The sequence below is a fragment of the Rhodoferax sp. PAMC 29310 genome (assembly GCF_017948265.1).
GTDB lineage: Bacteria > Pseudomonadota > Gammaproteobacteria > Burkholderiales > Burkholderiaceae_C > Rhodoferax.
Map to the genome: position 1 here is coordinate 2,296,320 of NZ_CP072852.1, position 19,480 is coordinate 2,315,799.

At 59.1% G+C, this 19,480-nt stretch carries 20 protein-coding genes; 12 read left to right on the forward strand and 8 right to left on the reverse strand.

Annotated features, from left to right (window positions below):
- Nucleotides 1-7 precede the first annotated feature (7 nt).
- The 4 genes from J8G15_RS10475 (at nt 8) to J8G15_RS10490 (ending at nt 2,905) form a co-directional block, all read left to right on the forward strand.
- Entirely contained in the window at nt 8-985 is a 978-nt protein-coding gene (locus J8G15_RS10475) for a ribose-phosphate pyrophosphokinase (protein WP_210547401.1), read from the forward strand.
- 99 nt (nt 986-1,084) lie between these two features.
- Complete coding sequence (locus J8G15_RS10480; protein WP_210541830.1) at nt 1,085-1,738, forward strand: 50S ribosomal protein L25/general stress protein Ctc; 654 nt, start codon at nt 1,085-1,087, stop codon at nt 1,736-1,738.
- A 79-nt stretch (nt 1,739-1,817) separates the two neighbouring features.
- Nucleotides 1,818-2,489: an aminoacyl-tRNA hydrolase gene (pth, locus tag J8G15_RS10485; RefSeq protein ID WP_210541832.1), complete on the forward strand. Its 672-nt coding sequence runs from the start codon at nt 1,818-1,820 to the stop codon at nt 2,487-2,489.
- A complete protein-coding gene (locus tag J8G15_RS10490; RefSeq protein ID WP_210541834.1) occupies nt 2,471-2,905 on the forward strand; it encodes a DUF4124 domain-containing protein in 435 nt (144 codons plus the stop codon). Before pth ends, J8G15_RS10490 begins: the two co-directional genes overlap by 19 nt.
- 55 nt (nt 2,906-2,960) lie before the next feature.
- On the opposite strand, the gene J8G15_RS10495 is transcribed toward J8G15_RS10490, so the two are convergent.
- From J8G15_RS10495 to J8G15_RS10525, 7 genes are all read right to left on the reverse strand, one after another.
- A complete protein-coding gene (locus J8G15_RS10495) occupies nt 2,961-3,215 on the reverse strand; it encodes a YfhL family 4Fe-4S dicluster ferredoxin (RefSeq protein WP_210541836.1) in 255 nt (84 codons plus the stop codon).
- 151 nt (nt 3,216-3,366) lie between these two features.
- The gene (locus tag J8G15_RS10500; RefSeq protein WP_210541838.1) at nt 3,367-3,828 is read right to left on the reverse strand and encodes a universal stress protein; all 462 of its coding nucleotides are present in this window, start codon (nt 3,826-3,828) and stop codon (nt 3,367-3,369) included.
- Between the two features lie 115 nt (nt 3,829-3,943).
- Nucleotides 3,944-4,444: a pantetheine-phosphate adenylyltransferase gene (coaD, locus tag J8G15_RS10505; protein ID WP_210541840.1), complete on the reverse strand. Its 501-nt coding sequence runs from the start codon at nt 4,442-4,444 to the stop codon at nt 3,944-3,946.
- Between the two features lie 40 nt (nt 4,445-4,484).
- On the reverse strand, nt 4,485-5,114 hold the full coding sequence (gene rsmD / locus J8G15_RS10510) for a 16S rRNA (guanine(966)-N(2))-methyltransferase RsmD (protein ID WP_210541842.1): 630 nt from the start codon (nt 5,112-5,114) through the stop codon (nt 4,485-4,487).
- A 61-nt stretch (nt 5,115-5,175) separates the two neighbouring features.
- Nucleotides 5,176-5,547: a VOC family protein gene (locus J8G15_RS10515; protein WP_210541844.1), complete on the reverse strand. Its 372-nt coding sequence runs from the start codon at nt 5,545-5,547 to the stop codon at nt 5,176-5,178.
- A gap of 113 nt (nt 5,548-5,660) precedes the next feature.
- Nucleotides 5,661-7,013, reverse strand: a complete 1,353-nt coding sequence (locus tag J8G15_RS10520) for a pitrilysin family protein (protein ID WP_210541846.1) — start codon at nt 7,011-7,013, stop codon at nt 5,661-5,663.
- Nucleotides 7,014-7,028: 15 nt separating this feature from the next.
- Nucleotides 7,029-8,447, reverse strand: a complete 1,419-nt coding sequence (locus tag J8G15_RS10525) for a pitrilysin family protein (RefSeq protein ID WP_210541848.1) — start codon at nt 8,445-8,447, stop codon at nt 7,029-7,031.
- Between the two features lie 29 nt (nt 8,448-8,476).
- On the opposite strand from J8G15_RS10525, the gene ftsY reads away from it, so the two are divergent.
- From ftsY to J8G15_RS10560, 7 genes are all read left to right on the forward strand, one after another.
- The gene (gene ftsY / locus J8G15_RS10530) at nt 8,477-9,598 is read left to right on the forward strand and encodes a signal recognition particle-docking protein FtsY (protein ID WP_210541850.1); all 1,122 of its coding nucleotides are present in this window, start codon (nt 8,477-8,479) and stop codon (nt 9,596-9,598) included.
- 77 nt (nt 9,599-9,675) lie between these two features.
- Complete coding sequence (locus tag J8G15_RS10535) at nt 9,676-10,914, forward strand: ABC transporter substrate-binding protein (protein WP_210541852.1); 1,239 nt, start codon at nt 9,676-9,678, stop codon at nt 10,912-10,914.
- Between the two features lie 43 nt (nt 10,915-10,957).
- Entirely contained in the window at nt 10,958-11,989 is a 1,032-nt protein-coding gene (locus J8G15_RS10540; protein WP_210541853.1) for a GGDEF domain-containing protein, read from the forward strand.
- Nucleotides 11,990-12,094: 105 nt separating this feature from the next.
- Nucleotides 12,095-12,781 carry an alpha/beta hydrolase gene (locus tag J8G15_RS10545; RefSeq protein WP_210541854.1) on the forward strand — a complete coding sequence of 229 codons (687 nt, stop codon included), beginning with the start codon at nt 12,095-12,097 and terminating at the stop codon, nt 12,779-12,781.
- An 18-nt stretch (nt 12,782-12,799) separates the two neighbouring features.
- On the forward strand, nt 12,800-14,083 hold the full coding sequence (locus J8G15_RS10550; protein ID WP_210541855.1) for an Hsp70 family protein: 1,284 nt from the start codon (nt 12,800-12,802) through the stop codon (nt 14,081-14,083).
- A 2-nt stretch (nt 14,084-14,085) separates the two neighbouring features.
- Nucleotides 14,086-15,759 carry an ABC transporter permease gene (locus J8G15_RS10555; RefSeq protein ID WP_240538240.1) on the forward strand — a complete coding sequence of 558 codons (1,674 nt, stop codon included), beginning with the start codon at nt 14,086-14,088 and terminating at the stop codon, nt 15,757-15,759.
- A gap of 135 nt (nt 15,760-15,894) precedes the next feature.
- The gene (locus J8G15_RS10560) at nt 15,895-18,132 is read left to right on the forward strand and encodes an EAL domain-containing protein (protein ID WP_210541856.1); all 2,238 of its coding nucleotides are present in this window, start codon (nt 15,895-15,897) and stop codon (nt 18,130-18,132) included.
- Between the two features lie 25 nt (nt 18,133-18,157).
- Here J8G15_RS10560 and J8G15_RS10565 read toward each other — a convergent pair whose 3' ends face one another.
- On the reverse strand, nt 18,158-18,715 hold the full coding sequence (locus J8G15_RS10565) for a hypothetical protein (protein ID WP_210541857.1): 558 nt from the start codon (nt 18,713-18,715) through the stop codon (nt 18,158-18,160).
- Between the two features lie 141 nt (nt 18,716-18,856).
- Here J8G15_RS10565 and J8G15_RS10570 point away from each other — a divergent pair, with 141 nt between their 5' ends.
- Complete coding sequence (locus tag J8G15_RS10570; protein ID WP_210541858.1) at nt 18,857-19,477, forward strand: ATP-binding cassette domain-containing protein; 621 nt, start codon at nt 18,857-18,859, stop codon at nt 19,475-19,477.
- Nucleotides 19,478-19,480 lie beyond the last annotated feature (3 nt).

Consider the following 19,480-nt stretch of genomic DNA (forward strand, 5'->3'; position numbering starts at 1 on the left):
AATTCTCATGCAGGCTGCTCCTCCCCCTGATTTCATGGTTTTTACTGGCAATGCCAATCCCGCCTTGGCGGCTGACATTGCCCGCCACCTGAACATTACCTTAGGTGCCGCCACAGTCGGACGATTCTCGGACGGTGAAGTCACCGTCGAGATTAACCAAAACGTACGCGCTCGCGACGTTTTTGTGGTTCAGTCCACCTGCTCTCCCACCAACGACTCATTGATGGAACTGCTCATCATGGTCGATGCCTTGAAACGAGCATCCGCCGAGCGCATCAGTGCCGTGATTCCCTACTTTGGCTATGCTCGCCAGGACCGTCGTCCTCGGTCCAGCCGTGTGCCAATCACGGCAAAAGTCGTGGCCAATATGCTTCAAGCTGTGGGTGTCGCCCGCGTTTTGACCATGGATTTGCATGCCGATCAGATCCAGGGATTTTTCGACATTCCCGTTGACAATATTTATGCGTCACCCGTTTTGCTGGGTGATTTGCGCCTAAAGAATTACGACGATTTGATCGTTGTCTCCCCTGACGTTGGCGGTGTTGTTCGTGCCCGAGCGTTGGCCAAACAGCTGAACTGCGACTTGGCCATCATCGACAAGCGTCGCCCAAAAGCCAATGTCAGCGAAGTGATGCATGTGATCGGCGAGATCGAAGGACGCAATTGCGTCATCATGGACGACATGATCGACACCGCCGGTACGCTGGTCAAAGCTGCTGAGGTGTTGAAGGATCGTGGCGCCAAAAAGGTTTACGCCTATTGCACGCACCCCATTTTCTCGGGACCCGCCATTGAGCGCATTGCCAGTGGTGACGCACTCGACGAAGTCGTGGTCACCAATACGATTCCCTTGAGCGCTGAAGCACAGGCGTGCGCCAAAATCCGTCAGCTTTCTGTGGCGCCGCTGATTGCGGAAACAATCCAGCGCATTGCTAAAGGCGAGTCAGTCATGAGTTTGTTCTCGGATCAGGAAAATCTTTTTTGATTTGAGCAAAAGTGGGCCCGCAGCTGCCTCAAGCGTGCTGCGAGTCTTTTAAAAATCGGAGTCACACTGGTCGCGGTGGACTTCTCTAGGAGTATTACTATGAATTTTGTCGCTTTTGAGCGCGCTAAGCAGGGCACGGGTGCGAGCCGCCGTCTCCGCATCACCGGTCGCACACCCGGAATTGTTTACGGCGGTGAGGTCGAAGCTCAACAGATCGAAGTCGATCACAACGCTTTGTGGCACGCCCTGAAAAAGGAAGCCTTCCATTCCAGCGTTCTGGACATGGAAGTCGACGGAAAGGCTTCTCGCGTCGTTTTGCGCGACGTGCAAATGCACCCCTACAAGCAGCTGATTTTGCACGTTGACTTTCAGCGTGTAACAGCCGGCACCAAGTTGCACCTGAAAGTGCCATTGCACTACAGCGGTGACGAAGAGTCTCCTGCGGTCAAGATTGACCATTGCGTTGCATCGCACGTGATGACCGAGTTGGACGTAATGTGCCTGCCACGTAACTTGCCAGAGTTCATCGCCGTCGATTTGAGCGGGCTGAAAAAGGGCACCACACTCAATCTGTCGGACATCAAATTACCAAAAGGCGTAACCGTCATCACCCGCGGCAACAACAACCCCGTACTGGTTTCCGTGATGGTTGTGGCCGGTACCGAGTTGCCAGCTGAAGGTGACGCTGCCGCTGCTGCGCCTGCCGCACCAGCCGGCAAAGGTGGCAAAGCTGCTCCCGCCAAGAAGAAATAATCTGCTTTAGATTCGCTTCTTGCCAAAAGGCCCACGCAAGTGGGCCTTTTTTTTGTAGCCGCGCCATGATAATTGCGACATGATCAGACTCTTTGTTGGCTTGGGAAACCCCGGCCCTGAATATGAAGGCACGCGCCACAACGCGGGATTTTGGTTTGTAGACGAAGTCTCGCGAGCGCTTAAAACTACGCTTTCCATGGATAAAAATTATCATGGCCTGCTTGCCAGAACCACTGTTGATGGACAAACCGTTTGGCTACTTAAACCTCAGACCTATATGAATCTGTCTGGCAAGTCAGTGGGCGGGCTTGCGCGCTTCTTCAAGATTCAACCGGAAGAAATATTGGTGGCCCACGATGAGTTGGACCTCCCCCCTGGCGAGGCCAAACTCAAACTGGGAGGCAACCATGCGGGCCACAATGGATTGCGCGATATTCATGCGCAGTTGGGTTCAGACCGCTATTGGCGGTTGAGGCTGGGGGTGGGGCACCCAGGACTCAAGGCGGAAGTGGTGAACTGGGTTCTGAAGAAACCGTCACTGGACCACCGCATCGCCATTGATCAAACCATTGACCGGGCCGTCAAAGCTTTGCCTCACTTTTTTTCGAACGAGATGGAAAAGGCGACGATGCAGATTCATACGAGCAAGCCGCCCCGCCCCAAACCGGCAAAGCCTGCCAACACACCAGCGCAGATCGACATTGACAGGCCTCAGCCACCAAAGGACCCACCATGCACACTCGTCTCTTGATTAGTATTTTTTTTATAGCGCTTGCTGCAGTGTCCACGGGGGCTTCAGCTCAAAAGATCTACAAATGTGGGACAACTTACACCCAGCAGCCATGCCCTGATGGCGCCGCGCTGCCGGCGACGCCCGTCCCCGATGTAGCTCAACGAAGCGCGGCAGATCAAGCGACTCGCCGCGACACATTGACCGCCGACCGCATGGAGAAATCTCGCCTGATTCAGGAGAAGAAGGAGATTGCCTCCAACTCGCCAGACATCAAGCGACCGGTGCCAAAGTCCGCAACTCAGGAAAAACCAGTCCCGGCACCGAAGAAAAACACCTTCCAAGGAAAAAAGGAAGAGTTTCGAGCAGTCGTACCGGGGACTACACCGCTCAAAAAACACACCAAAAAGAAAGCTGACTCGTCTACTGACTCTTAGACCCATCAGCAGCCAGATCGACGCGCATTAAGGAACGGCATCGACTCAAACCAGTCTATGTTGATGCGGCCTGCAAACGGCGGTATTTCTGCCACAGAGTTTCCTGATCCTCAATGCAATTGGGGTTCACCGGGATACAGGCAACAGGACAGACCTGCACACATTGAGGCTCATCAAAGTGGCCGACGCATTCGGTGCACTTGTTGGGATCGATCTCGTAAATCTCCTGGCCCAGGTAAATGGCCTCATTGGGACACTCGGGCTCGCAGACATCGCAGTTGATGCACTCGTCAGTAATGATCAGCGCCATGGCTGCTCACCCCGCGGGAGTTCGAAAAAATTCAGGCGAAAGGTCATGGAGGCATTATCGACGCGCAGCCACATCCGGCGAAACACCCTTACCCCATCAGGGTGACCACCAGGCGCACCCCTCACGCCAAACGGTGACCCGAACTCATCACTCAGCCGTCGATGGCGCTGTCTTCGGACGATGCGTCGACCAGTTTGACAATCATTACCGGCACCTTGGCGGTGTGCAACACCTCGTTGGACACCGAGCCCAGCAAAGCGCCGCGCAACGTGCTCATGCCACGGGCGCCCATGATGACCATGTCACAGCCATAGCGTTCGAGAATATCGATGATGGTGTGAGCCGGGTCGCCCGAGGCCACTTCGGTTTCATAGGCAATTCCGGCTTCGTTCAACAAGGCCTCGCCTGGTTGCAAAGTGTGCGCACCAGCGGCCGCGCTCACCTGCTCAATCACCGCGGGGTCGTGTGCCACCACCAATTCATACAAAGTGGCCGCTTCCTGTACGTTGGCCAGCACCGCACTGGTTGCCAACCCGTCTTTTGACAGGCGAATCATCACACGAACCGCTTCTAGCGACACATCCGAGCCATCAATGGGTAACAGTATTTTCATTTTTTCTCCGATGAGTAGGCTTAAGAACTGGCTTCAGGTTAACCCAGAGGTAAGAAGTCCAAAATGACTTGGGTCAATATACGTCAGCGCGTCAGGCGTGGACAGCCGTCGCAAATCAGGACCCCTTTAATTGCAGCACCTTCTCACGCAAACGGGCATGCACTGCCGGTGAGACAAAATTATCAACCTCGCCACCCAGGGTGGCAATTTCACGGACAAAGGTACTGGAGATGAATTGGTACTTGTCGCTGGGCGTCAGAAACACCGTTTCCACGTCCGGCATCAGGGTGCGATTCATGCCTGCCAACTGAAACTCATAGTCAAAGTCGGTCACCGCGCGCAAGCCACGCACCATCGCCTTGCCACCGCGCTCAAGCACAAAGTCACGCAACAAGCCGGAAAAGCTGGCTACTTCGACATGGGGGTAGTCCTTGACCGATTCGCTCACCATCTCCATGCGCTCCGCCAGGGAGAACATGGCTTTTTTGTGGTGGCCCGCCGCCACGGCCACGATCACGCGCCCAAACAACTGCGTGGCTCGTCGCACCACGTCTTCGTGGCCAAGTGTCATCGGATCAAATGTGCCCGGGTACACAGCGATAACGTTGTTTGACATGGTTGAAATAACTCGCAGGTATTGGGTTGAAAAGGAACGATCAGGCAGCCGGTAATGGCGCCAGTCGCTTGAGAATGTGCGCGTGAACCGCCCCGGCTTTCAGATGCCGGTAGACCATCAGACCATGGTCTTTGAGTTGCTCATCCTTCCACAGAATGGGCGCTTCCAGATACACAAACCCGTCTGGCGCCACTGCCCGACCGGCCGCCGCCAAGGCAGGCTCGAACAGCACCGAATCAAAAGGCGGGTCCAGAAAGATCACGTCCATGCTGGCGGGATTCATCTGCTTCAAGGTAACGATGCCGTCACCCCGGACCACTTGCGTTGCATTCGCTCCCAATTGGATCTGGGTGCGCTTGAGTTGCGCAACCAAGGCGGTGTCCAACTCCACCAACTGGACTTCTTTGGCGCCGCGCGACGCCGCCTCGAAGCCGAGCACGCCCGTGCCGGAAAACACGTCAATACAACGCCAGCCAGTCAAATCCTGGCCCAACCAGTTAAACAAGGTTTCACGCACCCGATCCGGCGTGGGGCGCAGGCCGGGGCGGTCTGCCACGGCCAGTTTGGTGCGTTTCCAATCACCGCCAATGATGCGAATTTCATTGGCCAATGGCGTGGCATGGCGCGGGACGCGGGGTTTGCGAGGTAATTCAGATTTCTTTTGCTTCATACCTATAGCTTACCGAAGACGGCACGCCAAAAAATCAAACCCGGACCACGCATCGTTCACCCTACGCCATGGAGTGCAGGCCGAACTTATTGCCTTCCGTGTCAAAGCACAGCGCAATAAAGCCGTATTGACCAATGGAAGTTTTGTCCCGCTCAACCCGACCACCGGCCCCCGCCACACGAGCCGCCTCAACCGCGCAATCCACACAGTTGAAATAAACCAGGGTACTGTTGCCGCCAGAAGGAACGCCATCCATTTGAACCAGCGCCCCCGCGGCACCCATTCGATCCATGAGCATGGGAAACGCCCACATTTCCATGCCCGGACTGTCCAGCTTTTCCAGGGTTCGTTGAAACACGGCTTCATAGAACGGTTTGGCCCGCTTCATGTCTTGCACATAGATTTCAAACCAACCGACTGCATTGGGGGTCATCACATCGCTCCTTTAAGCTAAGTAGCAGGCCCGCTGCGTAGACACACTCCTGCCGCTGCGGGACCAAACATTCCAGCACAGATGCAGCCAGAGCGCAAACCCCTGCACATTGGCTAACGGGCGGCCTCGGTCCCGCCCAGCACGACTGTCACCATGCGCTCGGGTTGCAGGTGTCGGCCAAACGCCCGCCGGATGTCCGCCACGCTGACCTTGGCCACTGCTTGCGTCCAGGTATCCAAGTAGTCCAGTGGCAGGTCGTTCCAGGCGATATTGGCCACGTTGTCCAGCAGCTTGCGGTTGCTGTCAATGCGCAACGCAAAGCCGCCGATCAGGTTGTCTTTGGCGGCCTTTAATTCGGCCTCAGTCGGCCCGTCGGCCACAAATTGGGCGACCACGTCCCGCGCCAGCTGCACGGCTTGCGCGGCCTGGTCTGGCCGGGTTTGCAGGCCCACGGTAAAGGCGCCGGCGTGCAGCGCAGGTGAAAAGTAGCTGTACGCGCCATAACTCAGACCCCGCTTTTCGCGCACCTCATTCGTCAGACGCGACACAAATCCACCGCCACCCAAAATGTAATTACCCACGGTGAGGGCGAAGTAGTCCGGGTCATCCCGGCGAACACCGGGTTGCCCAATCAACACATGAGCCTGGGCCGAGTCAAATGCAATCTGCTGCTCGCTGGCTTTCTCCAAGGGCGCAACCTCAGCCACCGCGGGCAAAGCCGGGCAGTCGGCGCCGGGCAGGCCCGCCAAGAGCTCAGTCACCATGGCGTCGGCTTGCACCCGATTCACACCCCCCACCACGGTGATCTGTGCACGGCAGGGAAGCACTGACCGCGCGTAACGCTCGCGTATGTCAGTCGTATTAATGCGTGCCAGACTGGCTTCCGTGACTTGTAAGCCATAGGGGTGCGTGCCGTACACGGCCGTCGAAAAGGCCTGCTGTGCCAAGGTGGCAGGGCGGGTGTTGGCTTGGCGGATGGCGGCGCTCAAACGCTCGCGCTCACGCTGCCAAATAGGGTCGGGAAAGGCCGGGGCGCTCAGCTGACGGGCCGCAAGCTGCACGGCTTTGGGCAAAAGGTCCGGGTAGGTGAGCGAGCGCAATGAGAAACTCAGCCGATCTTGCGTGGCCGTGGCGCCAAAACCAGCCCCGAGGTCGGCCCATGCTTCGCTCAAGGCATTTTCATCAAGCGCAGCGTTGCCCTGCTGAGCCAGCACCCCTTTGTCACTCATGGCGGCCATGGTGCTGGCCAATCCGGCTTGCTCGCGCGGATCGCGCCGGCTGCCGGCGTCAAAGTCTAGTTGCACGTCCACCATGGGAATCACCGGGCTTTCCACCAAAAACACCTTGGCACCGCTGGCTTGAACCCAGTGCTGAATGGGAATGCCAGCGATGGCATTTTGTGAGCCAATTAGGCCGATCGCGAAGGCAGCTATTGCGGGAGCAGCTATCTTTTTAATAGTATTCATATCGTCACTCAAGTCTCAATGGCGCAAACTGGCTGTGGGCGTTCGGGCGGGGCGCTGGGTGTTTAAGGGTTGCGGCAGCAACTCGGCGACGGTCAACTGGTCGTCACCAAAATACCGTGCGGCCACCGACTGAACTTGGTTGGCAGTCACCGCCCTGAGGCGCTCAACCAGACGCTCCCCGGCGTCCAGCGGCAGGCCCTGAATCCATTGATTGCCCAGTTCGCGGGCCTGGTTGAACACCGAGTCCAGCTTGTAGATTTCACTGGCGACCCATTGGGTTTTGACCCGCGCCAATTCCGCCTCAGACACACCCTCGGTCGCAATGCGGGTGACCTGCGCTCGCAGCGCTTGCTCCACCTGCACCGCAGTCTTGCCTTTTGCCGGCACGCCGGTCAGCATGAACAGTTGCGGTCCCCGGCCCCACAGGCCGTTGTAGGCGCCAGCCCGGTCAGCCACCCGCCCCTCGCCCTGGACCAATGCACGCTCCAGACGGGCACCGCTGTAGCCATCCAGCACGGCGGCCAACACCGTCAGCGCCAAGGCGTCGCAATCGTCCGCAGCCCACGGGGCGGCCGACTCGGGCAAAGAATGCACGCCCGGCACCTTGAAGGCCAGCGTCAAAGAAGCCTGCTCGGCCGGGGCCTTGAACGCCAGGCGCCGCATGCCGACCTGCTCGGGTTCGGTGCGCGGCTTGCGCGCGGGTACTGCCCGGGCCGGGACGGCCGCATAGTATTTTTCAGCCCATTGCCGCACTTGGGCCAAGTCCACGTCACCGGCGACCACAATGGCCGCGTTGGCCGGCACGTACCACCGTTGGTAGAAAGCGCGGGCGTCATCGGGCGTCATCGCGTCCAGGTCGCTCATCCAACCCACGATGGGGCGGTGGTAAGGCGAGGCCACGAACACCGTCGCATTCAACGCTTCATTCATCAGTGCCTGGGGGTTGTCTTCGGTGCGAAGACGGCGCTCCTCCTTGACCACTTCGAGCTCTTTGCGAAACTCTTCATCACTCCACGCATTGTTGGCAAAGCGGTCTGCCTCCAACTGCATCACGTCTTCCAGCCTGTTGGCTGGAATCTGCTGGTAGTAGCCGGTGTAGTCCTTGCTGGTGAAGGCGTTCTCTCGCCCCCCCAAGGCCGCCACCCGGCGTGAGAACTCACCCGGCTTCAAGGTTTTGGTGCCTTTGAACAACATGTGCTCCAGCACATGCGCCACGCCGGAGGTGCCGTCGACCTCGTCCATGGAGCCCACCCTCACCCAGAGCATGTGCACGGCCGTGGGCGCACGCCGGTCGGGCTTGACGATCAAGGTGAAACCGTTGGAGAGCGTGAATTGCTGAACCGGAGGAGGCGTTTGTGCCTGCGCAGTGGGGTTGAACCACAGGCTGAAAAACAAAGGTAAAAAAGGCAGTAGGTGATGGAGTGGTCGTTTCATAGAATGGTGTGATTCTAAAAACCCACCAAATGTTCAGTTTTTTCAAAAAAAAGCCCCCTGCCCCGACGCCACCCACCGCGCCGACTGAGGTAACCCCAGCGGTTGCCACGCCCGTTCCCCCAACCCAGACGACCCCATCGCCTCCTGCGGCAACCCCTTCCCCGGTCAAGCCGCACGAACCCACTGTGCCCGCTGTGGTGACGTCCACACTCACCCTGCCAACGGCCGCTGTGACGCCTTTGAGTACGGGCGAGCGTCAATCCTGGCTGAGCAAACTCAAGGCGGGTCTGCGCAAGACCGGCGCCAGCATCGCCAGCGTCTTCACCGGCACCAAGATTGACGATGCACTTTACGAAGATCTGGAATCGGCCCTGCTGATGGCAGACACAGGTGTCAAAGCCACCGAACACCTGCTGGAAGACCTGAAACGCCGGGTCAAAGAAGCCAAGGCAACCGATCCGGCCGCCGTCAAGGGCTTGTTGATTGAATCTATCACCCAATTGCTCTCGCCACTTGAGAAGCAGTTGGTAGTGGGTGAATTCAAACCCACGGTCATCATGGTGACGGGCGTCAACGGCGCGGGCAAAACCACCTCGATTGGCAAGCTCACCCGCCATCTGTCCAGCCAAGGGGCTTCGGTGCTGCTGGCTGCGGCCGATACTTTTCGGGCCGCGGCACGGGAGCAGCTCAGCGTCTGGGCTGAGCGCACCACGGTCGAGATCATCAGCCAGCAAGGCGGTGACCCCGCCGCCGTCAGCTTTGATGCCGTCGCTGCCGGCAAGGCCCGTGGCCGCGATGTGGTGCTGGTGGACACGGCCGGGCGCCTGCCCACCCAGCTTCACCTGATGGAAGAGTTGCGCAAGATCAAGCGCGTGGTGCAAAAAGCAGATGCCTCCGCGCCCCACGAGGTGCTGCTGGTCATTGACGGCAACACCGGACAAAACGCGCTCTCCCAAGTCAAGTCCTTTGACGACGCGCTGCAACTCACCGGATTGATCGTGACCAAACTGGACGGCACTGCCAAAGGTGGTGTGCTGGCCGCCATTGCGCGCGAACGACCCATTCCTGTTTACTTCGTCGGCGTCGGCGAGAAGCTCGAAGACCTTGAGACTTTCAACGCCCGGGAATTTGCGCAGGCCTTGCTGGCCTGACTCGGCTCCTCACCACCACTGTAAGAAATCGGCTCATGGGGCGACTCATCGCTTGCCCCACTACTTGTGAATTGACCATGACCCCAACCTCTCGCCTACCCAGCACTCTCACTGCCGCGGATTCAATCAACCGTCGCGGCGCGCTAACCCTGTTGGCCGCTTCGCTGTCTACGCCCTTGTGGGCCCAGATGACGCCGGTATGGACCACCATTGAGAAGAAGGCCCGCGGCCAAACGGTGTACTTCAACGCCTGGGCAGGGAGCCAGAACATCAACGCCTATCTGCAATGGGCGGGCGCGGAAGTCCAGAAACGCTACGGCGTAAAGCTGGAGCACGTCAAGATCACTGACACCGCTGAAGTGGTGAAGCGGGTGCGCAGTGAAAAAGCGGCGGGCAAGTTGACCGATGGATCGGTGGACATGGTCTGGATCAACGGCGAGAACTTTGCCACCATGAAGCGCGAAGCCCTTCTGTTTGGACCGTTTGCCGAGAGCTTGCCGAACTTCGTCTACGTTGACGTCAAGGGCAAGCCAACCACACGGCTGGATTTTTCCGAGCCGGTTGAAGGACTGGAAGCGCCCTGGGGTATGGCACAACTGACCTTCTTTGTCGACAGCAAGCGCGTCCCCTCCCCCCCGCGCAGCATGAATGAGCTGCTGAGCTTTGCCAAGGCGAACCCGGGCCGCATCAGCTACCCCCGCTTGCCAGACTTTCATGGCACCACGTTCATCAAGCAGGCCCTGCTGGATACCAACCCGGACCGCAGCGCGATTTACAAACCTGTCACGCCCGAGGCGCTGGCCAAAGCAGGGGCTCCGCTGTGGGCTTTTCTGGACGCACTGCACCCTCACCTGTGGCGCTCGGGCAAGCAGTTCCCGCAAAACGCGTCCGCGGTGCGTCAGATGATGGCTGACGGCGAGCTCATGCTGGCTCTCACCTTCAACCCCAACGAAGCGGCCAACGAAATTGCCGCCAGCCGTCTACCGACAAGTGTAGTCAGCTATCAATTCGATAGTGGCACCATCGGCAACACGCACTTTCTGGCGATTCCTTTCAACGCCCCAGCCAAAGAAGGCGCTCAGGTTTTGATCAATTTCCTGCTCAGCCCCGAAGCCCAAGCCCGCAAGGCCGATATCACCCAGTGGGGAGACCCCACGGTGCTGGCGCTGGACAAGCTGCCCGAAGCAGAGCGGGCGCGCTTCACCGGCAAACCGGTGCCAGGCCAAGTCACCCAAGTGGCGCCGGTCTTGCCTGAACCGCACGGCAGTTGGGTCAGCGCGCTGGAGCAGGAGTGGCTAAAGCGTTACGGTAGGTAAAAGCACTAGACCGGAAAAGCGGTCGCATGCTTACACTCCACTTATGTCTCAACTAGTCGACTCACTTGCCAATTTAACGTCGCTGCGAGATCGGGACGCGCTGGATATTGCCCTCGTCAGTGCCATCAATGACTTGCTTCAACCCCAATCAACTGCCATTTACCAAGTGGTCGGTGAGGAGGGCCGAGAACGTTGGCTGTCCAGCGCCAAAATGTCGAGCGAACAAGCGGTTCCCACCTTTGACTCGACCTGGACGAATCTGGAGACCCTGCCGCTCCTGACCGACTACCCACTTCGCCAGCAAACCAGCCTGACTGGAAAGATGACCCGTGCGTCCACTCAACCGGATACAACCACTTTTTCGGTTATTGGTGCTCCGGGCTCAGCCGGCGTTCTGGAATTGGAGACGCAGGACCCCTTGACTGACGAGACAATTCGGGTCATTCAGGGTGTTCTGCGCCTGTATGCCAACTTCCATAGCCTGCTGGACTACGGCGAGCGTGACGCGCTCACTGAGCTCCTGAATCGCAAAACATTTGATGGCGCCTTCCTCAAGGCCACGGTAGAGCAAAAGCAAGTGTTGCCTGATGCAGTAGGTCAGCGCCGCGAAACCGGTCCGGCGGGCAGCTATTGGCTGGCGATGATTGATATTGACCACTTCAAACGAGTCAATGACACCTTTGGGCACCTCATTGGTGACGAGGTATTGCTGTTGTTGGCACGAATCATGCGCGCGACGTTTCGCTTCAATGACCAGCTCTATCGCTTCGGCGGTGAGGAATTTGTCGTGTTGATGCGTTGCAACGGCGAGGAGCAAGCTTCTGGTGCGCTTGAGAGACTCAGGACGACCACTGAAGGCTACCTGTTTCCCCAGGTGGGCCGCATCACCATCAGCGTCGGATTTTCTGAAGTCCGATCGGGCGACACCCCCAGCGGCGCATTTGAGCGGGCTGACAAAGCCGTCTACTTCGCGAAAGAGCACGGCCGCAACCAGGTGTGCAGCCATGGCTCGATGGTCGCACGCGGCGATCTGCTCGAACAAACCGCGAACGAAGGTGACATCGAGCTGTTCTAGTGACGGCAAGTTGGCCCAATGGCCGGAGTTTGACTGGCCAGCAATCCCGACCTAACCCTGTGGTTTGACGATGCGGGCCGGGTCAACTGGGTACACTTGCCCGCCATGAATACCCTGCTGCCCCGAATTGAAATTGAAAGTGCCCCCCAACCCACGGCTGCCGTTATCTGGCTGCACGGCTTGGGCGCGGACGGCAACGACTTTGCCAACCTGGTTCCTGAACTGGATTTGAGCGCCTGCCCACCGATCCGCTTCGTGTTTCCCCACGCCCCGACCCTGCCCGTCACCATCAATGGCGGCTATGTCATGCCAGCTTGGTACGACATTCGCGGGGCCGACCTCGTCAGCCGTCAGGACACTGAAGGCATTCAAAAATCTGCACTCGCGATTTCGGCCTTGATTGAGAATGAAATATCTCGTGGCATTGCGGCAGAAAACATTGTGCTGGCCGGATTTTCACAAGGCTGCGCCATGGCCCTGCACACCGGCTTGCGTTTTCCGAAGCGCTTGGCCGGTGTCATGGCCTTATCGGGCTACCTGCCATTGGCCGAGACGTTTGCGGCCGAGCGCCATCCGGCCAACGCCGCCACGCCCATTTTCATGGCCCATGGCAGCCAGGACCCGGTGGTGGTGCCCGCCCGTGGCGAGGCCTCTCGCGACCTGCTAAGCAGCCTGGGCTACGCTGTGCATTGGCACACTTATCCCATGCCGCACAGCGTGCATCCTCGGGAAGTGGCTGACATTTCCACCTTTTTGACGACCGTACTGGCCCAGCGCCCGATCCCTCACTGATTGGTGCCTTCGAGATACATGACACATCAAGGCAATGAAGCGGTGCTGGGCATCGACTTTGGCACTTCCAACTCCGCAGCGGCATTGATTGGCGCTGACGGTCAGCTGAACGTGATTCCCCTGGAGGGGCACACCAACGCCATGCCCACGGCGCTGTATTTTTCACAAGAAGACGGACGCATTGAATACGGGTCAGTGGCTCTGGCCACCTACCTGAAGGCCGCGCAGGAACAGGTGATGGGGGGGCGCTTGATGCGCTCCATCAAGAGCCTGCTGGGCAGCAAGCTGATGGACGAGCAAACCCTGGTCAACGGAGAGTTGCTGAGCTTCTTTGACATCGTGGTTCTGTTTTTCAAGGAACTGAAAGCACGCTCCGAAGCCCATGTCGGTCAACCGGTGTACCGAGCCATGCTGGGTCGCCCGGTGCATTTTGTCGACGACAAGCCGGAGCGTGATGCGCTCGCCCAATTGACACTGGCCAAAGCGGCCCATTCGGCGGGTTTTCAGTCAGTGGCGTTTCAACTGGAACCCATTGCGGCCGCTTTCGACTACGAGCGCCGGGTCACCCGCGATACCACCGTGCTGGTGGTGGACATTGGCGGGGGCACCTCGGACTTCACCGTCATTCAACTGGGCCCCGACCGGCAGCAACAAAGCAACCGCAGTCAAGACATCATGGCCACCACCGGCGTGCACTTGGGTGGCACCGACTTTGACCGGCTGCTGAATCTGGGTTGCGTGATGCCGTTTTTAGGCCTCGCCCACACCGGGCCGAATGGGCGCGAGGTACCCAACAGCGTCTTCTTTGACCTGTCGACGTGGCACCTGATTCACCACGCTTACTCACGCAAGAGCATGCACCATGCCACCGAGTTGTGGCGCTCGTACTCTGACCGGCATCTTCACCAACGCCTGATGCATGTGCTGCAGGAGCGTCAGGGCCATCAAATTCTGACGCACGTCGAAAACGCCAAAATCGATTGTTCCATGTCAAACGCGTCGGCCGGCATTGATCTGGACTGCATCGAGTCGGCGTTGACAGCCGAGTTGTCGCCTCAGGCCCTGCAGTCACTGCTGGTCCAGCCTTTGGCAGCCATCGTGCGTTGTGCCCAGGACTGCGTCGCACTGGCTGGCGTACCCAGCATCGACGTGGTTTACCTTACCGGTGGCTCATCGGCACTGGCGCCGTTGATGCAGGGACTGCAACACGCTTTTCCCGGCGCAGAAACGGTCAAAGGCGACCGCTTTGGCGGCGTCGCTGCCGGTCTGGCCTGGGCTGGACACGTCGCTGGCGCCCACTGAGAATGAGCACCACGCCGGTCCGCCGTACAGACCTGCGGGTGGCGTTGGTGCTTCTGGTGGCGCTGGCCGTTCCATTGCTTTGGTCGATCCTGGCGGCTCTTCGCGGGGCTTTTGACCTGACGGCTTGGCATGATTTGTGGGCCGACACCCAGACTTGGCCCGCCGTTTACCTGACACTGGTCACGGGCTTGCTGGCCAGTGGCTTGGCCATGGCGTTGGCGGCCTGGCTGTTGTCGCACCATTTCCCGGGTCGCCACTGGGCCCGACTGGTGCGAGCCTTGGGGCCGCTGCTGGCGGTTCCCCACGCGGCCTTCGCCATTGGCTTGGCCTTCCTGATTGCTCCCAGCGGCTGGTTTTTGCGGGCCCTGTCCCCGTGGGCCAGCGGACTTGACGCGCCGCCCCCGTGGCCCACCACCCAAGACCCTTGGGGCCTGGGCTTGGTGATGGTGCTTGTGGCCAAAGAGGTGCCTTTTCTGCTCTGGGCAGCCGCTACGCAGCTGCAGCGTGCCGATGTGGCCCACACCTGGATGCGCGAACTGCAAGCCGCCCGCAGCATGGGTTACTCACCTCGCACCGCCTGGTGGCGCGTGCTTTGGCCGCAACTATGGCCACGCCTGCGCTGGCCCATGCTGGCCGTGCTGGCCTATAACCTCACGGTAGTGGACATGGCCTTGGTGATTGGACCCACTTCACCGCCGACATTGGCTGTGCTGGCCTGGCAATGGTTGTTGGACGCCGACGTGGCACGCAACGCCCAGGGCACAGCCGCTGCTTGGCTGCTGGCCGCTTTGGTAGTCAGCTTGACCTTGCTGCTGTGGCCCTTGCCCCGACTCGCGCATTGGCGCAATCGGTGCACCAACGGAGCTCGTGGCGCCTCGCCGCCGACTCGGGGGAGCATGGGGCGTTTCGCTTGGGGCGGTGTGCTCGGCCTGTACCTGGCCGTCATGCTCGCGCTGGCCGTGGGCAGCGTGTCGGGGTTTTGGCCCTTCCCGGCCCTTCTGCCAGAAACATGGACGTGGCGGGCCTGGAACTCGGTGTGGAATAGTCTGGACACTGTAGGCACCACCTTGACCCTGGCGATGGCCAGTGCGGTGACCGCCCTGGCCTGGTCGGTCGCCTGGCTGGAGTGCGCCCCGCCACGATGGATTGAGCCGATGCGCCGGGTGATATACCTGCCACTCATCCTGCCTCCTGTGCTGTGGGTCGTGGGGGTGCATGGCCTCACGTTGACTTGGGGGCTGGATGCCACCTGGACCGGTGTGTGGCTGGCCCACACCCTGGCCGCACTGCCCTATGTGTTGATTGCACTGAGCCCGGCCTACACCGGCTTTGACCCTCGTTTTCGCCAACTGTGCGCCTCCCTTGGGCAGGGCCGCTGGACGTTTTTGTGGCGAGTCAAATGGCCGCTCTTGCGGGCATCGCTCACGGCAGCCTTCGCCATTGGTTTTTCGGTCAGCGTCGCGCAGTACCTGCCGACCTTGTTTGTGGGTGCCGGACGCTTCGGCACGGTGACCACCGAGGCAATCACGCTGGCTGCAGGCGCACAGCGGTCCCTGACCGCTTCCTACGCCTGGCTGCAGTGGATCCTACCGGTATTGGTGTTTGGTCTGGCTGCCTGGCTGGGGCAGGCGCGCCGCTTTCGACAACCGCCAACGCCACGCACCCTTGATGTGTGAATAATCCGGCCCAAGCTCGATGCCTAATTACAGGTGAGAGTCAGAAAAAAAGTCCCCATGTTTTTGCTATCGCCGACCACTGGCGGGTGGGATTCACATGCGGGACAATACAGGGCAAACGACCGCTCATTCTCAATGCTTGAAAATCCGTCCCCCAACGCCATTCCATCTGGTGCGCCTGACCAGTTGCGATTGGCGTTGCGCGAGCAAGACGTCATTCTGGAGACCGCCGGGGTCGGCATTGTGTTCATCAAACAGCGAACGGTGATTCGCTGCAATCAGCGGTTTGCGCAGATTTATGGCCACGCCGAGGCCAGCGACATGCTGGGCCGGACCAGCGTCTCGCTCTACCCCGACACTGAATCCTTTTACAGCTTGGGTAAATCTGCGTTTACCGTGATGACCCAGGGGCTGACCTACAAGTCCGAGGTGTTGATGCGTCGCATTGACGGCTCGCTGTTCTGGTCGCACTTGACTGGCAAGCTGGTGAACCCGGCCGACACCGCCGAGGGTTCGATCTGGATCATCGATGACATTCATGAAGAAAAAAAGGCCCAGGAGCGGCTCCAGGCCAGCCTTGCTGAACAGAACCTGATTTTGGACAACGCCATGGTCGGCATTGTGTTTTTGCATGACCGACACCTCACCCGGAGCAACGGCCAGTTTGAATCCATGCTCGGTTACGCGCCGGGCGAGTTGAAAGGATTCTCCTCGCGAGCGTGGTACTTAAGCGAGCAAGAATGGCTGGACGCCGGCACCCGGTGTTACGCACCCATGGCGGCAGGCAAGACATTTGAGGACGAAATGGTGCTGCGCAAAAAGGATGGTTCGCCCGTTCATTGTGCGGTCAACGCCAAAGCCATTGACCCCCATGATTTGAGCAAAGGCTCCATCTGGATCGTGCTGGACGTGAATGCCAGAAAAAAAGCAGAACTGGCTCTGGAAGACGCCCGTGACAGTCTGGAAAAACTGGTGGAAAGCCGCACGCAAGAACTCAGCCGAACCGTTGCGGAACTGGAGCAAAGGGCCATTGAGCAAAAAGCGGCTGAAGCAAAAATTCAACAACTCGCCCATTTCGACCCGTTGACCGGCTTGCCTAATCGCCTGCTGCTCAAAGACCGTTGTGTTCAAGCCCTGAGCCTGGCCGATCGCGGCCAGCGGTCCGTGGCCTTGATGTTCATTGATTTGGATCACTTCAAGAACATCAACGACTCCCTTGGCCATCATGTGGGCGACGAGGTGTTGGTCCAACTGGCGCAGCGCCTGAAAGCCAATGTGCGCGATCAGGACACCGTGGCCCGCTTTGGCGGCGATGAGTTCATTTTGCTATTGCCCAACGCCGATATGCTGGGGGCGGCTCACGTCGCCGACAAGTTGCTTCAGTCCGCCATGAAGCCGCTGCACATTGGACAGCACGATCTCACGGTGACTCCCTCAATCGGTATTGCGATCTACCCCAAAGACGGGGCCGACCTGGACACTTTGTACAAATGCGCCGATGCCGCCATGTACCGGGCCAAGGAGGAAGGTCGCAACAGTTACCGATTTTTTACTTCCGAGCTGCAAGCCGTATCAGACCGCACCTTGATGCTGGACAACGCGTTGCGCCGAGCGCTGGAACGCGACCAATTGACGCTCCAATACCAGCCTCAAATAGACATAAAAACAAATCGGGTCATTGGCGCCGAAGCCTTGCTACGCTGGCACCACCCTGAGCTGGGTCCGGTTTCACCGGCAGAATTTATACCGATTGCAGAGAGCAACGGACACATTCTTTCCATCGGCGAGTGGGTGGTGCGCACGGCCGTGAATCAACTCGCGCTATGGCTCAAGGGGGGTATGCAAGCGCTCACCATGTCGGTGAACCTGTCGGCGATTCAATTCAGGCACGCAGAGCTGCCAGAACTGGTGTCGCGCATCCTGAGCGATGCCGGTCTGCCCCCCGAGCTGCTGGAGCTGGAGCTTACCGAAGGGGTGGCCATGAACAACCCCCAGAAAGCCATCGCGGTCATGGACGACCTTCACCAGAGAGGGGTTCGCTTGTCCATTGACGATTTCGGAACTGGCTACTCCTCACTGAGCTACCTGAAACGATTCAAGGTTTACAAACTCAAGATTGATCAGACCTTTGTGCGGTACATCACCACCGACCCGGACGACAAGGCGATTGTGGGCGCCATCATTAGTCTGGCCAGCAGCATGGGCATGCAAACCATTGCTGAGGGGGTGGAAACCGAGGGGCAGTTGGAGTTTCTGCGCAGTGAGGGCTGTGACGAGGTGCAGGGCTATTATTTCAGCCGGCCCTTGACCCCGTCCGCCTTTGAAAGTTTTGTCAGCGGCCGCTGCGGTCAGTCTGACACCAGCCAGACCTGACCACCGCGCCGCGTGGCCAGCCGATTTACTTGATGGCGGGCGACTTGGCAGGCGTGATGCCCAGGCGCTTGGAGAGTGACTGCTCCAGAAGTTTGACTTTCGGGTTGATCACATCCTGGGTTTCAGCCACCAGTTTTTCAACCAGTGCTTTTTGCATGTCGCCGCCCAGCGCCACGAACTTGCGGTTCACCGGTGACTCGATGATGGCGATCAACTCCTTGAGCTCCTGCTCGGAGAATTTTTCTTCGATCAGAGCGCCAACGGTAGAAGGTGCCAGCTTCAGGGCGCGCTCGGTCACCAAAGGCACAGCTTCATCCAAGTATTTTTTCAGGTCAGCCTGCATGTCTTTGGCCACGGCTTCACGCTTGTCCAAGGTCACGCGAGCCTGCAAGGCCAGGCCGGCTTGTTGCACCATCACGGCAGCAGGGCGCTCGGCCAGCGCGCGGGCTGCCGTTTCGATGCCGGGTTGTTGCAGTTGCAACAACTTGGTCACCAGCTCTTTTTTTGCGGCGCTGGATTCAGCTTGAGCGACACCGCTCAGGGCCATCAAGGGCACCATGGCCAATACGATCAATTTTTTCATTTGCTGTTCTCCCGAAAGGTAAATCCACATAAATGCCCCGATCCAGAATGGCCGGGCGTGAAACCATTATCCTCCTGCCAAGCCTGCCGGTTCTCAGCCCTGCCGGCGCGCACAGTCCCTTCCCCCTCCAACGAGAGCCTCATGAGTCTTGACATCGCGCTGATCCAGCTTCGCACCCCCACCAGCACCCTGCTCCGGGGTTTTACGCTGCAGGTGCCCCCCGGCGTGATTCACACCGTCATGGGCGCCAGCGGGTCCGGCAAGTCCAGCCTGCTGGCTGCGGTGTGCGGCACCCTGCCCGACCCCGTTCAGTTTGAGGGCACCATCACCCTCAACGGCACCCGCATTGATACCCTGCCCACCGAGAAACGCCAGGTGGGCATCCTGTTTCAAGAAGACTTGCTGTTTGCCCACATGACAGTGTTTGAGAACCTGTTGTTTGCCTTGCCTCCCGGCCCCAAGGCCCAGCGTGCGGCCGCTGTGACGCAAGGTCTTGAAGATCTGGAGATGGCCGCCTTTGCCCAGGCCGACCCAGCCACCTTGTCGGGTGGGCAACGAGGCCGGGTGGCCTTGATGCGGGCGCTGCTGGCCCAGCCCCAGGCACTGCTGCTGGATGAGCCGTTTTCCAAGCTGGACGCTGCCTTGCGCGAACGCATGCGTGACTTTGTCTTCAAAACTGTAAGAAAACGCAGCATCCCCGTACTAATGGTCACACACGATGTTTCTGACATCGCCGACCCCAGCCACCTGACCCAGCTTTAAGCC